At 70.5% G+C, this 14,831-nt stretch carries 14 protein-coding genes and 1 riboswitch; of the genes, 4 read left to right on the top strand and 10 right to left on the bottom strand.

Going from position 1 to position 14,831, the window contains the following annotated elements; genetic code table 11:
* Positions 1-31 precede the first annotated feature (31 nt).
* The gene (locus P2Q00_RS12440) at positions 32-1,297 is read right to left on the bottom strand and encodes an MFS transporter (protein WP_275772342.1); all 1,266 of its coding nucleotides are present in this window, start codon (positions 1,295-1,297) and stop codon (positions 32-34) included.
* 882 nt (positions 1,298-2,179) lie between these two features.
* Here P2Q00_RS12440 and P2Q00_RS12435 point away from each other — a divergent pair.
* A complete protein-coding gene (locus tag P2Q00_RS12435; RefSeq protein WP_275772340.1) occupies positions 2,180-2,413 on the top strand; it encodes a DUF5302 domain-containing protein in 234 nt (77 codons plus the stop codon).
* A gap of 219 nt (positions 2,414-2,632) precedes the next feature.
* Here the strand turns inward: P2Q00_RS12435 and P2Q00_RS12430 are convergent, their stop codons facing one another.
* The 7 genes from P2Q00_RS12430 to P2Q00_RS12400 all read right to left on the bottom strand — a co-directional run bounded on the left by P2Q00_RS12430 (position 2,633) and on the right by P2Q00_RS12400 (position 8,331).
* The gene (locus P2Q00_RS12430; protein ID WP_275772339.1) at positions 2,633-3,079 is read right to left on the bottom strand and encodes an SRPBCC family protein; all 447 of its coding nucleotides are present in this window, start codon (positions 3,077-3,079) and stop codon (positions 2,633-2,635) included.
* A 140-nt stretch (positions 3,080-3,219) separates the two neighbouring features.
* Complete coding sequence (locus P2Q00_RS12425) at positions 3,220-4,092, bottom strand: MBL fold metallo-hydrolase (protein WP_275772338.1); 873 nt, start codon at positions 4,090-4,092, stop codon at positions 3,220-3,222.
* A gap of 12 nt (positions 4,093-4,104) precedes the next feature.
* Positions 4,105-4,173, bottom strand: a riboswitch (guanidine-III (ykkC-III) riboswitch).
* Positions 4,174-4,204: 31 nt separating this feature from the next.
* Positions 4,205-5,041: a maleylpyruvate isomerase family mycothiol-dependent enzyme gene (locus P2Q00_RS12420; protein WP_275772336.1), complete on the bottom strand. Its 837-nt coding sequence runs from the start codon at positions 5,039-5,041 to the stop codon at positions 4,205-4,207.
* A 292-nt stretch (positions 5,042-5,333) separates the two neighbouring features.
* Complete coding sequence (locus P2Q00_RS12415) at positions 5,334-5,882, bottom strand: GNAT family N-acetyltransferase (RefSeq protein ID WP_275772335.1); 549 nt, start codon at positions 5,880-5,882, stop codon at positions 5,334-5,336.
* A 195-nt stretch (positions 5,883-6,077) separates the two neighbouring features.
* Positions 6,078-6,362 (bottom strand): hypothetical protein, encoded by a 285-nt coding sequence (locus P2Q00_RS12410; RefSeq protein WP_275772334.1) that lies wholly within the window; start codon positions 6,360-6,362, stop codon positions 6,078-6,080.
* Positions 6,359-6,784 (bottom strand): hypothetical protein, encoded by a 426-nt coding sequence (locus P2Q00_RS12405; RefSeq protein ID WP_275772333.1) that lies wholly within the window; start codon positions 6,782-6,784, stop codon positions 6,359-6,361. The genes P2Q00_RS12410 and P2Q00_RS12405 overlap by 4 nt, the downstream gene beginning before the upstream one ends.
* Positions 6,785-6,927: 143 nt before the next feature.
* Positions 6,928-8,331 carry an NsdA family TPR-like regulatory protein gene (locus P2Q00_RS12400; protein ID WP_275772332.1) on the bottom strand — a complete coding sequence of 468 codons (1,404 nt, stop codon included), beginning with the start codon at positions 8,329-8,331 and terminating at the stop codon, positions 6,928-6,930.
* A gap of 281 nt (positions 8,332-8,612) precedes the next feature.
* On the opposite strand from P2Q00_RS12400, the gene ilvB reads away from it, so the two are divergent.
* Positions 8,613-10,409 carry a biosynthetic-type acetolactate synthase large subunit gene (gene ilvB / locus P2Q00_RS12395; RefSeq protein ID WP_275772331.1) on the top strand — a complete coding sequence of 599 codons (1,797 nt, stop codon included), beginning with the start codon at positions 8,613-8,615 and terminating at the stop codon, positions 10,407-10,409.
* 43 nt (positions 10,410-10,452) lie between these two features.
* A complete protein-coding gene (locus P2Q00_RS12390; RefSeq protein ID WP_275772328.1) occupies positions 10,453-10,917 on the top strand; it encodes a cupin domain-containing protein in 465 nt (154 codons plus the stop codon).
* Between the two features lie 25 nt (positions 10,918-10,942).
* Here P2Q00_RS12390 and P2Q00_RS12385 read toward each other — a convergent pair whose 3' ends face one another.
* Positions 10,943-12,313, bottom strand: a complete 1,371-nt coding sequence (locus P2Q00_RS12385; RefSeq protein ID WP_275772326.1) for a pentapeptide repeat-containing protein — start codon at positions 12,311-12,313, stop codon at positions 10,943-10,945.
* A gap of 150 nt (positions 12,314-12,463) precedes the next feature.
* A complete protein-coding gene (locus P2Q00_RS12380) occupies positions 12,464-12,937 on the bottom strand; it encodes a DUF5990 family protein (RefSeq protein ID WP_275772324.1) in 474 nt (157 codons plus the stop codon).
* A gap of 298 nt (positions 12,938-13,235) precedes the next feature.
* Between P2Q00_RS12380 and P2Q00_RS12375 the strand changes: the two genes are divergently transcribed.
* Positions 13,236-14,765, top strand: a complete 1,530-nt coding sequence (locus P2Q00_RS12375; RefSeq protein WP_275772322.1) for an FAD-dependent monooxygenase — start codon at positions 13,236-13,238, stop codon at positions 14,763-14,765.
* Positions 14,766-14,831: the final 66 nt, after the last annotated feature.

The following is a 14,831-nucleotide window of genomic DNA, read 5'->3' as shown; positions in this document are numbered from 1 at the left end:
CACGGGAGGGTGTGTTCAGCCCGTGCCGGTCTCAGACCAACTGCTCCGGCAGTGGCCGGGGATCCACGGCGCCCGCGCGGCGCCGAGCCGCCCACAGCACCGCCGCGACAACCGCGGCAGCCAGCCCCAGCGCGCCCACCGCACCCGCGAGGCTGCCGACCGCCGCCTCCCCGGCGAGCAGCACCAGCGGGCAGACGAACTCGCCGCCGAAGAAGGCTGCCATCCACAGCCCCGTGCCGCGGCCGCGCTCCTCGAACGTCAGGCGGGACATGGCACTCGTGAGGAGGGCAGGCAGCATCATGCCGGTGCCCACACAGTTGATCACCGCCCCGACGACCAGCAGCGGAACGTTCCCCCCGAGGAACATCACCACGAAGCCGGCTGCGCAGAGTCCGAGAACACCGGGCAGCATCGGGTCGGGAGAGCGCTTGAGGCGGGCGAACGTGACCGCCCCGCCCACCGTCGCAGCGCTGGCGATCGCGGTGGCCAGACCGATGACACCGGAGTTCTTCACCCCGAGGTCGTCGAGCAGGTACGACATCTCGACCGGGACGGTGTAGAACACCATCGCGCCGAAGAAGGTCAGGGCACAGATGCCGCCCAACTGCCGCCGGGGAAAGGGGCGCCGCACCTCGGGAGTCGGCGTCTCGGTGACTGTCGCGCCTGCCGCCGGAGTGGGCAGCGCGGAGGCCATGAGCGGGGCGAGCGCCAGGCTCACGGCGTACACCCAGAAGGGCACCCGCCAGCCCGCCGATCCGGCGGCGCCGCCCAGCACAAAGAAGACGGTGGCCGACGCGGACGCGCACATCGTCTGCAGCGCGAGGTACTTCACCCGCCGCCGGCCGCTGTAGTAGTCCCCGATCAGCGTGGTGCAGCACGTCATGATCGCCGCCTCGGTGACCCCGACCAGGGCCCGGCTGGCGATGATGGCACCCAGCGACTCCAGCCAGAGCGGGGCGGTGCCGAACACGGCGTACAGCAGGGTCGCCACGATCAGCAGGCGCTTGCGGCCCAGCCGGTCCACGATCACGCCGGCGAACGGCGCCAGCAGCGCCAGTGCCAGAGCCGGAACGGTCAGCGCCAGCGGCACCAGCGCCTTGGCCCCCGGCACCGACGCGAAATAGTCCTGCATCTTCGGCAGCACCGGGGCGATCAGCACCGCCCCCAGGATCGGCAGACAACTGCCCGCCATCAGCAATGTCACGCGCAGCAGATGAGCCGGGCCCGAGACGGCCACGGGCGACGGAGCAGCGTCGTCGACCGCGATGGCAGACGGCGGCGGAACGGAACCGGGCATGGCGACTCCAGGAACGTCGTACGGAGCGGGCATGCCTTCCACGGGCGCCTTCGGCGCACGGCATGCAGGGGACGGCCACACACCGGCGGCTGGTCCGGACAGCGGCGTGCGGGTAGGGACGACTATGGGCCGTCGACCGCCTGCTCGCCATCCTCCACGCGATCAGAATCCCGTATCCGGCTCATCCACACCGTGGATGAGCTGCCTTCACGAGCTGCGACCGGCGTACTGGCTGCGCGATGGTACGCGCAGCGGGCTCGCGCGGGCAGCCGTCTCGGGGAACCGGTGTCCGAGGCCCGCATCGCTGTGTGCCCGGAACCGGCCTCCAATCGGTGCCGGCAAGGTCTCCAGGATGTGCCGCCGTGGAGGCCGTGGCTTTGCCCTGGCCCGGAGTGGAGGCACGCGTCCCCATCGCGGCTCGACCGAGGTCGACACAGAGCACCGTCAGAGCCGCCCGCCCGTGATCCACACCGGCCAACGCCTATTGCTCAAGGGCCAGTTGCAGAGGGCGCTGCCTCTGACTGCCCCCGCTCGCCTCTGCAACCCGTCCTAGCAGGTCACAGCCTCATCGCCCCCACGCAAGCGCAGGTCAGAAAGGTGCGCCGGCTGTACCAGTGGTTCCTGGCGAAGGCGGTTGTGTGGGGCATGATGCGTTGACCCCGGCGCCGGTGAGTGTGGTGGGGGAGGAGGGGATGGCGTCCAACCCACCGCCGTCGCCGGCGCGGCCTTCGGACGCCATGCTCAGGCTGTCCGACGGTCGGCCGGTCCGACAGTGGCCCCGCCCCTGCTTCCGCCCTGGTCGGGCGGCGACGGCCGGCGTGTCCCCTCCCGCGCTCGGCATGACACGCTGTGTCTTCAACCATGCGAACGCAGGAGGTCACCATGACTGCCGATTCTTCACCGCAGGACGGTCCGGAGGCGCCTGACGCCGAGCGCCCTCCGCTGACGCCCGACGAGGAGGGCCAGTACGACCTCAAGCGCAGGTTCCGTGAAGCCCTTGAGCGAAAGCGCGGTGGGCAGGCCGAGGGTGCCGCGCACACGGATGCGTCGAAGATCCGCGGCGCGCACGGCCCGGCCGCGAGCCAGCGGACGTTCCGGCGTAAGAGCGGGGGCTGAGTCTGCCCTCGGCCGGATGATTGCAAGCTCTCGCGCATCTGCAGGATCAAGAAAATGATCCACAGTTCGTGATGCCGAGTGCGGGGCGTGGACGCGTAGGTGGCGTCTGCGGCCCGCACCGGCCCCGATCCGCGCCGATCGTCGTGCGCCGCCGCACCGCACGACATGCTGCGCCGGGAGTTCAGCACCTCGCAGGGCGTTCACCGCCCCCGGTCTCTCTCAGGACGCTTCCACGGCCGCCTTGATGCGCTGCCCGAACGCGGGCGCGTCTTTGCGTGCCGCAGCCAGTGCGAAGCCCACCAGCAGCTTTCCGATGCCGTGGCCTTCGAGGACGTTGAAGATCCGCACCTTGGTCGTGCCCGGACCGGTGGACTCCAGGTCGTAGCCGCCCTCGTCCGCCGTCACGATGTTCTTCGAGGTCTCCGTCCAGCGGATTCGGCGGGGAGCCTCGAATTCGGTGATCCGGAACTTCCGGCCCGTCTTCATCCCGGCGTCCTTGACCGTACTCGTAAAGACCGTGCCGACTGCCGTCGGCCCCTCCGGAGTCTTCGTGATCGCCTGGACTCTCGGGCTGAACTTGGGGTCGTTCGTGCCGTCGGCGAGGAAGGCGAAGACTTCCTCGATAGGGCGGTTGATCTCGGCTGTCGCCTCAAACTGACCGGACACGTTTCCTCCTGTGTTGCGGTCGCCGGGGTGCGGGCTGAGCGCACGCTGGTTTGCCGAGCACCATCAGCGTATCCGCGCGCCTGCACCCGTGCTCTTCATGGGCGCTACGACGCCGATGCACCGCCCACGCGACACGGCTCTCAGGCCTCTTCGGGCCAGAGGATGAAGTCCGCGAACGCGCGGCGAGCGGGGTGAGGCCCGACTTCGTCCAGGGCCGCGCGCACGGCATGCAGGTGGGCCGGGGTCATCTCCAGCGGGGGTTCGTCCGGCTGGTACGTGGTGCGGATCGGGTAGTCGACACCCGGCTTGCCTGTCATCTCGATGTGGCAGCCCAGAACGTGGGTGACCGGACGCCGGTCGGCGAATGCGATCAGCCGGTCGATGGTCCGTGAGAAGGCCGACCAGTCCTCGATGTAAAGCCGCCCGCGGTAGACGGTGTCTCCCGTCAGCAGGAAACCGGTCCACGGGTCGTAGAACGTGATTGCCGCAGCGTCATGGCCCGGAGTCGCGAGCGCTTCCAGCACCCGCCCCCCGAGGTCGAGGGGCCGCACCGCCTCCGGATCGTCGGCGAACCCGAAGTAGGTCCAGGCCGGATCCCGATCGCCACCCACCACCATCGTGTCCGGCCGGTCGAGGAACTGTCCGTCGCCCGCGACGTGATCGCCGTGCGAGTGCGTGTGGAGTACGAGAAGGCCATAGGAGTCGCGGGGGTTACGGGCCAGCCACGCCTCGACAAGGTCATCGACAGTCCGGCGGACCGGAAAGAATTCCGGTGACGCTGTGGCACCCGTGTCGATCAGGACCGCCTCACGCTCCCCGAACAACAGATACAGAAACGGAGCCTCGTAGTGGATCGCCTTGTTCTGTCGCAGCAACACCGTGTGCTCGTCGTACCAGTGCACTTGAAGATCGGGGTCGGTGTTGTGCTTGGCCGACGGCGACCCGTGAATCCAGTCGACGCCCAGCGGCTCTGCGCTGAATTTCCGGACACCAGCCTCGCCCGCATCGGACACGATGCCTCCTGAAGTGCGTCGTCTTGGCGGGCCGGGTACGGCGCACATCTCGTCCGGGAAGACACGCGCTCGCGTCTCCAGCCGGGACGCTATCACCGCACCTCGGCCATGGTCAGGGCGCGGTGAACAGGGTCGGGAAGCGGGGCGCGAGCCAGGGTTTGCGTCCCCAGGTGACCACCTGGCCCCGCCCGATGGCCCGCCACGGGTTGCGACGGCCCAGGGCTATGAGGAGGAAGGTCACGGGTTCGATCAGGATGGTGCAGTCCGGACGTTCCGGCGGCGTCGGGGTCACGTGCACGGCGCCGTCGCCCAGGCTGACGCCGAACGCCGTACCGCCCCGCAGGCGGATGGCATAGCGGACAGCCAGATCGGCGATGGCGGCCGGGTCGACGACGCGCGGCATGACCGAGAGCATGAACGGCATGCACAGCCCGATACGGTCGCGCTCGATCATGTGCGGGCGGTGCAGCGCACGAGCGAGGTCATAGCCGTGGCCCAGCATGTGGGTCAGCAGGTAGGACGCGAGAACGTGCCGGTCCATGGAACCCAGTGGTGTGACGAGGGCCGGGCCGGCGATGCTCTCGTCGCTCGCGGCCCGATCCACGGCGTCGAGGAATGCATGGGCCTGCTCTGTGATCATCGACGCCAGCGGCTGCGCCCCGCGCTCCCCGAACGTGGCGAGGGCCTGGGCGTTGGCAGCGGCCAGACTCTGCGGCGTGCCGTCCCCATAGGGGCGCTGGTGCCCGGCTGCAAGGTCGGCCATCAATTCGTTGGCCAGCGCCAGATGGGCGGCCGCCTCGCCGACCGTCCACTCCGAATCCGGTACGGGAACGGTCGTGTCGGAGGCACCTTTCAGCAGCGTCGCGATGTCACCCGCGGTGTCACGTATCGCTCGTGCGAGCCCTTCGGGGAGAGGTCCCCGGATGTCCTCCTGCGCCGTAGGCTGCACGCTGCCTGCTCCCTCCCGCCCGACGCGCCTCTCGCGTATCCGGCGCGCCGTACCCAATCAAACTCTGGGACGCGCGACAAGCCCTGGTGTCCCGAGTGGCCCGGGCTACGGGCGGGACGCTCAAGGGCCGTGGGCCGGCCCTGCGTACGGTCTGGGGTCCGAGCGAGGCGGACAGCGTGGCGTACATCGATGTCGACCTCCACCGGCTTGGACGGACTGCTCCGGCGGATCACCCTGGTGGCGAGCGGCCACTCGGACGAGGTAGGGCAGGAAGGCGACGGCATGCCCCTGCTCAACCGGACGGAGTGGCCGAGGACCACACGCCGAACCACTGCTCGGCGCCGTACTCCTCGAACCGCTCCACCTCCGTGAAACCCAGCTTCGCCGCGAGGCGCATCGAGCGGTCGTTGGCGGTCTGGGTGCGCAGTACCACGGGCTTGCCGGGCAGCGCGTCGGCGAACCAGTCGAGCGCCGATGCGCACGCCTCGGCGCCGTACCCGCGTCCCCACGCCTTCGGCAGGATCAGGTAGCCGAGCTCGGTCTGCCCGACGTCCGGACGGACGTGCCCCGGGCTCTCCGCGCCGTGCCGATCGAGCGTGACCATGCCGATCATCGCTCCATCGAGATCGATCACGAACAGGCCGGGGCGCTGGCCGGGTACTTCAGGCACCGCGCGCTCGAGCTCATCACGCGGTCGAGGTCCACCGAGGTAGGTATGCACCTCCGGTGAGGAGAACAGCTCGATGAACGCCGCACGGTCCCGGGCCTCGGCCTCACGGAGCACCAGCCGCTCCGTCCTGATCGGGGCAGGTGGCCAGGCGAAGGGTCCGAGCTCAGTCATGGCGGGCAACCTATCGCACGCCCACCGGGCAGGAGCCTCGGACGACCGACCGCCGAGCATGTCCGCACCACTCCTGAACGGGGAAAAGCGCGTTGCCGAGGCCGCCGTGCCGACAAGGAGATCAACCTTCGTCGCCACGCGAGCGAACCGGTGATATCGGGGACGGCCTTCCTGCCCGGATCGCCGTCCCGGCTTTCAATTCGTCGTCGGCTCCGCGCGTGCCAATTGCCCTTTCGCTGTGCGCAGCAGGCGTAGGCCGACGAGGCTCTGGAGTGTCATCACGGCGGCGGCCGAACCTGCCGCGCCGGCCGAGCCGAGCCAGGAGAACGCCTGGGTCAGGACGGCCTGGTGGACGGTCGACGCGGTGAGCACGGAACAGAGCGTCAGAAGAGGCGGGATCGTGGCACCCGTCAGGACCACGACCAATCCGAGCCCGAGCGGTGAGCCGACCGTGAGCAACAGCAGCGTGCCGAGCGTCAATGCATTGGTCGCCGCAAGCAGTTGTACCGGGGCGCGACACGCCACCGGCGCAGGCCGTACAGCCATCCGGCCAGCAGACCGCTGCAGTTGGAGACGGCGAAGATCGGGGCCGCGGCGCCCGGTGCGCCGTGCTCCACCACGAAGGCGGTCACCGACACCTGCATGGCACCGAAGAAGACCCCGAGGGCGAGATTGAGGCCCATCAGTACGACGACTGCGCCGCGCAGCAACGACCGGTCCGCACGGGCGTGCGTGGCGCCGTCGACCGCAGGCGAGGGTGCACTGCCGCGCTGTGCCGCAAGGAGCAGACCGCCGGCCACCGACAAGGAGGCGGCCAGCACGATGCCGACCATGGGATGTCCGGCCGCGGCGAAGGTGCCGGTGTGGCTGTGTACGAGCCGCTGCCCGGCGGGACGGTCCACCTGGGTCGTCGTGCCCGAACGTACCGACCCGTGGTCGCCGCCTGAAACCGTCCAGCGCTGGCGCGGAGAGGGGGCACGCGCCCCGCACCGACTACGTCGCCGGGGCCCGCGATGTCCATCACGACGGCGCCGGTGTTCGTGGGCTAGGAACGCGCACCTCGCTTCCTGTGAACCGGCGCGGCACCGGTCGTGACGGCACCACCGGTCACCGGACCGTGCAGTTCCCATGCCCTCTCGCGCACGGCCCGGATCTCCGAGCAGCGCGAGAGGCGTCGTGCGGTGCGCAGCAGGGCGGTGAGGTGGTCGTCGGCGCGGGCGGAACGGATATAGGGGCAGTCGTCGAGAAACGCGTGCCAGTGCCTGCACGCCTCGTCCAACTCGCCCTGCCCGGCCAGCAGTTCGGCGAGGCGCGCCCGGGTGAGGGCCCGTCCGCGCCGGTCCTCGACCGACCGCTCGGCGACCGACCGGCGCAGCGCCGCCACCGCTGCCTCGTCGTCGCGAAGGGCGGCCAGGGTCTGTGCCGACTGGTACTCCAGTGCCGCCCTCGGGTACGACGTGAACGGCCCGGGCGGGCCCATGCCCCTGGCGTGCTGCCGCTCGGCCTCGGCGAGGTCCGCGCGTGCCTGGGCGGCCCGGCGGAGGTGGGCGTGGGCGACGGCCCGCTGGGCGTAGGTGAAAGCACGGAGGGCGGGCTCGCCGTTTGCTGCCGCGGCGACGGCCCGTTCGGCGAGCTCGTGGGCGTGCCGGAGGTGCCCCAGCCGCAGGGCCTGCGCGCTCAGGGCCCGCAGCGTGACCGCGACGGCCGGCCGGTCGTCACCGAGTGCCCCGAGGGCGAGCGAGGCGTGGAAGTAGTGCTGGGCCAGCCCGTCCCGGTGTGCGTCCTGAGTCATCAGGCCGAGGAGATGGGCGAGGCGCGCGGTGTCACCGAGCGCCTTTCCGCGGAGGGGGCCGGAGCCGGTGAGAACGTGCCCGACGTCGTCGGAGAGGTAGGCGGCCAGTGCCGTGCGGGCATGCGCGCCGCCGTGCGTCTCGGTCAGCCCCGCGAAGAGCGCCGTCATGGCCTGCATCCTGCGTAAGTCTTCCTCCCGGACCTGGCGGGGTGTCCCCTGCCGGGCCACCTGCACGCGGGGGCTCTTCCGGGGCCGCTGCCCGGTCTCGTGCACGGTCGGCTGCACGGGCACGTACACCACCCCGGTCACCCTGCTGCGCGAGCCGGCGTCGAGGTCGGTACGGCACAGAGTCAGCAGGGCGTCCACCGGATCGCTCCCGGGGGCCGGGAAGGGGCGTGCCGGGGCGACGAGAAGTCCGGTGTCGGCCGTGGTGACCGGGCGGTCGAGGCGTCGGCTGAGCACCGCCGCGACGATGTCGGCGACGGTGCCGCGCGGGCGGGAGCCGGACAGCCAGTGCGCCACGGACGTCCGGTCGTATCTGAGGCGCAGTCCGATGGTGGTGCCCGCCGAGTTGACGGCCCGGGCCAGTTCCCCGCCGGTCCACTGCGCCTCCGACAGCAGTGCGGAGAGTGGATGGTCCGTGCTCCGACCCGTCACCGCGCCACCCGCCCCCGGAAGCCCCCGCCGCTGCGCCCACCGCCGTGATGAGAATTCCCGGCATTTGACCGTTCGTCACGTCTTTCAACGCATTCACGCGGTCCGGCATTCACCTGCGTCGCGATCGTGATAATCCGTCACTCCGCAGAAAGGGAACAGCTGACTGAATTACGGAAAATCGTCGAGGATGTGGCCGTTCGATCGGTATTTTGTGAAGACGGATACGGAATGGCGCCGTTCGGTGCGCAACGCTTTCAACGGCCGGTCCACGGCCCTCTCGCATGGGTGCGGTCGCAGCGAGGAACACCTGGGAGGTGGATGCCGACCCGAGCCTGAGCCCTGCCGCGGTGACGGGGGCCGAGGCGCTGTTGGATGCCCTGGAACAGGCGGGAGGCCGGACGGTGTTCGGGATCCCGGGCGGAGCGGTGCTGCCGGCGTACGACGCCCTTGCGCATTCGAAGACGGTGCGCCATGTGCTGGTGCGGCATGAGCAGGGCGCGGGGCATGCGGCCGAAGGCTACGCCCGTGCGACGGGCCGGGTGGGCGTGTGCCTGGCGACCTCCGGGCCCGGGGCGACCAACCTGGTCACCCCGCTGGCCAACGCCTACCGGGACTCGACGCCCATCGTGGCTCTCACCGGGCAGGTTCCCAGCAACCTGCTGGGAACCTGCGCGTTCCAGGAAATCGACATCTGCGCCATAGCCCGCCCGGTCACGAAGGCGGCGTTCCAGGTCGTACGGGCCGACCAGGTCGCCGAGACGGTCCGCAGGGCCTGCCGTATCGCCATCGCCGGGCGGCCGGGCCCCGTCCTAGTGGACATCACCAAGGACGCACTCCAGGGCCGCACCGCACGGACCGTCGCCGCCCCGGCCGGCACGGAAAGGGCGGCACGGCCGCGCCCGGCAGCCGAACAGGTCCGGGCAGCGGCCGAGTTGCTGCGACAGGCGCATCGGCCCGTGGTGTATGCGGGCGGGGGAGCAGTGGCTTCCTCCGCATGCGGCGCACTGCGTGAACTGGCAGAGCTGCTGGCCGTGCCCGTGGTCACGACCTTGATGGCACTGGGAGCCCTGCCCGCCGGGCATCCCCTGCTGCTGGGAATGCCCGGCATGCACGGGAGCGTCCCCGCCGTGATGGCCCTGCAGGACTGTGATGTGATCCTCGCGGTCGGAGCCCGGTTCGACGACCGGGTCACCGGCCGAGCCGACACCTTCGCTCCCCGCGCATGCGTCATCCACATCGACATCGACCCCGCGGAGATCGGCAGACTGCGGCATGCTGACGTGCCGCTGCACGCCGACGCCCGGGAGGCTCTCGACGCACTGACCGCCGAACTGCGCGGCACGCTCACCCGCCGGCAGGACCGCATGGCTCACTGGTGGCACACCCTCCACCGCTGGCAACAGGCAGGAAAACCGGCCGAGTCGGCCACCGGTCCCGCCGAGGAGACCATCAGCCCGCAGGCGGTGCTCGAACAACTCGGCGCCCGCACACCCCCGGACACGGTGTTCACCACCGGGGTGGGCCAGCACCAGATGTGGGCGGCCCAGATCCTGCCCATCCGCACACCCCGCACCTGGGTCACCTCGGGCGGGGCCGGCACGATGGGCTTCGCCATCCCCGCGGCGATGGGAGCCAAACTCGCCTGCCCCGACGCCGTCGTATGGGCCGTGGACGGCGACGGCAGTTTCCAGATGACCAACCAGGAACTCGTCACCTGCGCAGCCGAACACATTCCCATCAAAGTCGCCGTCATGAACAACGGGACGCTGGGCATGGTCAGGCAATGGCAGGACCTCTTCTACGGACGCCGCTACGCCTCCACCACCCTCGGGCGGTCGATTCCCGATGTCGCCGCACTCGCACAGGCCATGGGCTGCGTCGGCCTGCACTGCGACCGCCCACAGGACATCGCGCACGCCCTCGACCAGGCCATGACCATTCACGACGCTCCCGTCGTCGTCAACTTCGCCATCCGCCCCGACGCCCTGGTCTGGCCCATGGTCCCGGCCGGCGCCTCCAACGACGACATCCTCATCGCACGCAACACGCGCCCCGACTTCGACGACTCACCCGTCTGACCAACATCCTGCGCCGAGCACCACATTGAGGAAGGAGCAGCCCATGCCCCCGCCCCCGCCCTCGCCCCTGTCAAGCCGCTCACGCGCCATCAATTCCGCGGCTCCTTCCCCCTCACCCCTGTCGCCCCCGGGGCCCCAGACCACCCCCCTCTCCTTCGGCGCCACCCCCTTGCACTGCACGCTGCCGCACTACGCAGACTCCACCTTCGCCCTGCAGAGCGTGACCTTCCCGCCAGGCGCCAACACCGGCTGGCATTACCACCCCGGCACCCTCTTCGTCATCGTCGAAGAAGGCGACCTGCTGCACTACGGCCCCGACGGAAAGCTGCGCACCTACCACGCCGGCGACGCCTTCATCGAACCCCCCGGCCCCGATCACGTCCACTGCGGAGCAGCACCACCGCATCGCCCGGTACGGCTCCTGGCCTTCTACGTCACTCCCCAGGGGCAGAGCCTCACCGTTCCGGCGCACCTTCCCCGAGTGTGGGAGGGCCGGGAAATGCCATGAAGGCCCGTCGCACCCGGCGGAGCGCTCAGTTCCTGCTGAGTGTCCGTGTCACCCCGGCCACGACCGCGGTCGTCAGGACCCAGCCGATCGCGATCAGCGCGTACGCAAGACCCTGCACGCCGCCCTGCGCCCAGTGCCAGGCGCTCCGCTGGCCGAGGCCGCCGATCGGCACCAGCAGGTCAAGGGTGTAGGCGACCGCGTTGAACGGCGTGCCCTCGTCCTTCGTGTTCGCCACGGGAGTGTGCGCCGCGAACACGAGCGAGCCGACCAGCGTGAGCAGCGCCAGCCAGATCCCGGCGAGCCACGGACGGTAGCCGTATCCGACCGTGGCGTCGAGGAGCCAGCCCCAGGCTCTGCCCGCCGGGCCCAGCGTCGCCCGTCTGCGCCGCTCCCGTACGAGCAGCACCCGCCGTGCCTCGTCCTCGTGCCCGCACCTGCGGAAGTAGGACGCGAGTTGCTCGTACGGCTGCGGGACGTAGCCGGGCTGGTGAAGCAGCCACGCCAGCCGGTTCTCGACATCCTCGCGCCGGGTGGGCGCCGTGTCGCCGAGCCAGCCGTACGTCAGCCCGTCCAGGCCCAGCGTCGTCGGCCAGGTCGACGGGTGGTCCTGGATACGTTCCGCGTGCGCGGTGCGCAGGTTCACGCCGCCCGCGGGCCTGTACCGGAACCGCAGGTCGAGTGCCCCGGCCTGCATCCCCACGCACATCAACGACGAGCCGGAGCCGAGCAGTTCGGCATCGTCGAAGCTGAGCAGGTCCTCTATCCGTACGGCGCGCAACCGCACCTTGCCGTCGGCCGTGAACCCCCGCGAAAGCCGTACGGTCGACGCTTTCAGCATGTCCCCGTTGAAGGCGAACGCGTCCGGCACGCCCACCGTGATCCGTGCCCCGCGCATCCACAGCCCCCCCGGCAACTCGGCCCCGGGGAAGCTGACTTCACCTTCGGCGACGAACCCGTCCTCGCAGAACACGCCGCCCCGCATCACCAGGCCACCGGCATCCACCGCCATCCGCCCCGGCGCGATCAGCCGTGCCCCGTCGAGCTGCAGCCCTCCGGCGATGTCCGCGTGCACGAGCTTGAGAGCGCTGTGCCCGTCCCCGCCGATGGTCGACCGGCGCAGGTCGAGTCGCCCACCGAACTGTGCCGTCGGTGCCCGGAAGCCGGGCAGCGTGCAGTCGACGAAGCTCACCCCGAGCGTCGTCGCAGCCTCCAGACCGACCGCCTCGTCGAACCGGCACGCCTCGAACCGCACGGACCGCCTGATCTCGGCCCCGTCCAGCAGCAACGCCCCTGTGACGTGGGCGCCGCGCAGCATGTACGGCTCGGCTCCCGCGGCCTCGTCGAGGATCTCCCGCCTGACGCGTTCCGCGTCGACCGGTCGGCTTGCGGTGTTCATCAGGCTCCAGGCGGTCCGTCCGGCAGGCGGGCACTCTCTGCAGGAGACAGTGCCTGGGACCGCAGCATTCCACACCTCTCCAGGACCACCGGCTGCACCGGGATCAGGAAGCACACGTGGACGGGCCGGAGACCGGCGGTGCGGACACCGTCAGTCGGCAGAGTGGGCGGTCCAGGTGATGTGGGGTGGCACGACTCGCGCACACAAGGGGGCGCCGCGCTCGTCGGTCAGTCCGAGGCGGCCGACCAGCAGGCCCCTGCGGGCGGCGGCGTCGAGTACTTCGGCGGGGACTGCGTCGAGCATGAGCTTGGCCCGGCGGAACATCGTGAAGCAGCCGGAGCCGTCGACAGTGCCCCACGACAGGTAGATGAAGCGGCCTCCCGGACGGCCCTGGATATAGGGGCCCTTCACATCCGGGCCGTTCACTGAGGCGGCTGTCGTGCACTCCAGGATCCATGTCGCGGAGGCGGAGTCGCCGGGCTGCGGGTCAAGGAGCTCGGCTGGGCGGTCGCGGCGCTGCACGGCGACGTGGATGTTGCCGTACGCCGCAACATCGTCGCCGGTGAGTGCCTCGGGCGGGCAAGTCGGGCCGGGCAGGTCGACGGCGTCGATGCGGATGCGCATGACGGCCATCATCCACGTTCTCGTCCGCGGGTGCCGTGATACGTCCTTGGCCGTCCAGGGTGAGGACGTCCTCGGCGGCCAATCGGTGCACAGTCCTCGGTCGACACAACCTCGGTGCCGATGTGGCGGACATCAAACGCCCGCTGCACTGCTACGTCAGCGTCCCCGCACCCCCTTCGGCCGCCGCACCCGCCGCCCGACGACTGTGTCACGCCGTGCGGCGAGATCCTCGCCCAGCCGGCAGCCACCGGCTCCTCGTCGGGCTCGGGGCGAGGCGTCCGAGTACTACCGTGGATTCATGGCGGCACCCTTGGATGTGCTGGTGGTGGGCGCGGGGCCCACCGGGCTTGCGCTCGCCGCACAGCTGCGTGCCTATGGAGCGTCGTTCCGGATCGTCGACCGCTCTCTCGACCGGGTCCATGAGTCGCGCGCGCTGGCCATCCAGCCACGCACCCTGGAAGCACTCGCCCCGTTCGGGGTGACCGGCGAACTGATCGGACGCGGCAATCCCGCGATGCAGGTGAGGATGCATCTGCCGCGGCGGGTGGTGCGGCTGCCGTTGTTCGACATCGGGCTGACCGACACCGCGTACCCCTTCCTTCTGTTCCTTTCGCAGGCGGAGACCGAAAGCGTTCTCTCCGAGCATCTGCTGGATCACGGCGTGGATGTGGAGCGAGGCACGGAGCTGGTCGGTCTGGAGCGCGCGGGCTCGTCCGTCGCCTGTCGACTCCGCCACGGCAATGGCACCGAGGAGGCCGTGGCGGCGACGTACGTCGTGGGCTGCGACGGTGCGCACAGCACGGTGCGCGACCGGGCGGGCATCGGCTTCGAGGGGTACGCCTATCCGCAGACCTTCCTGCTTGCCGACCTGGAGGTCGACGGGCTGGAGCGCGGGGCGGTGCACGCGTACCTGACCGGGGCCGGTGTGCTGTTCTTCTTCCCCCTCGGCTCGCCGGCCACCTGGCGGATGCTCACCCTGCGGCCACCGGACGTCCCGGACACCCAGGTGAACCTGGGGCTGCTGCAGCAGATCGCCGACCGATACGCCGACGACCGGCCGGTGTTGCGTGACCCCGTGTGGATGACCGACTTCCGTCTCCACAACCGGGGAGCTGTCCGCTACCGGTCGGGGCCGTTCTTCCTCGCCGGGGACGCGGCCCACATCCACAGCCCGGCCGGCGCCCAGGGCATGAACACCGGCATCCAGGACGCTCTCAACCTGGGCTGGAAGCTCGCCCTCGTAAGCCGGGGAAGGGCTCCGGAGGAATGGCTGGAGACCTACGAGGCCGAGCGTGCCCCGGTCGGCCGCAGCGTGCTCCGCTTCACCGACCGGGCGTTCACCATCGGCACCAGCAGCAACCCGGTCATCCGCTTCGCCCGCACACGGCTCGCGCCGCGCCTGGCCCCGTCGGTGCTGCGGGCGTCCGGGCCGCGCAGGCTGGTCTTCCGTACGGTGTCGGAGCTTGGCATCCGCTACCGGCACAGCCCTGCCACCACTGCGGGCCCACGGCCGCCGGGGCGCGGTCCGCGTGCGGGCGACCGGCTGCCCGACCTGCCGCGCGGACTCCAGGCGCGGACCATCGGGCCCGGGTGGCACCTGCTCCTGTGCGGGCCGCCGGCGCTCTGGCGCGATGAACAGCTCGTCTCGCTGCTGAAGGGACGGGACGACCTGGTCGATGTGCACCGGCTCGGCGACGAGAGTCCGTGGACAGCGGTGACCCACGGGCTCGTGCGCCCTGACGGCTACCTCGGCTACGTCGCTCGCGGCACCCGCCTGGAAGGTCTGCACACGTACCTGGACAGGTGGCTTCCCGTACAGCACCGATGAAGCCTGAACATTTGGGTAAGTTCCCGAATAGGCGACCGTATATGGGGTGTTGCGCATCGAGGTGTA

The sequence above is a fragment of the Streptomyces coacervatus genome (assembly GCF_029223485.1).
GTDB lineage: Bacteria > Actinomycetota > Actinomycetes > Streptomycetales > Streptomycetaceae > Streptomyces > Streptomyces coacervatus.
This window is presented reverse-complemented; position numbering and strand designations above follow the sequence as displayed.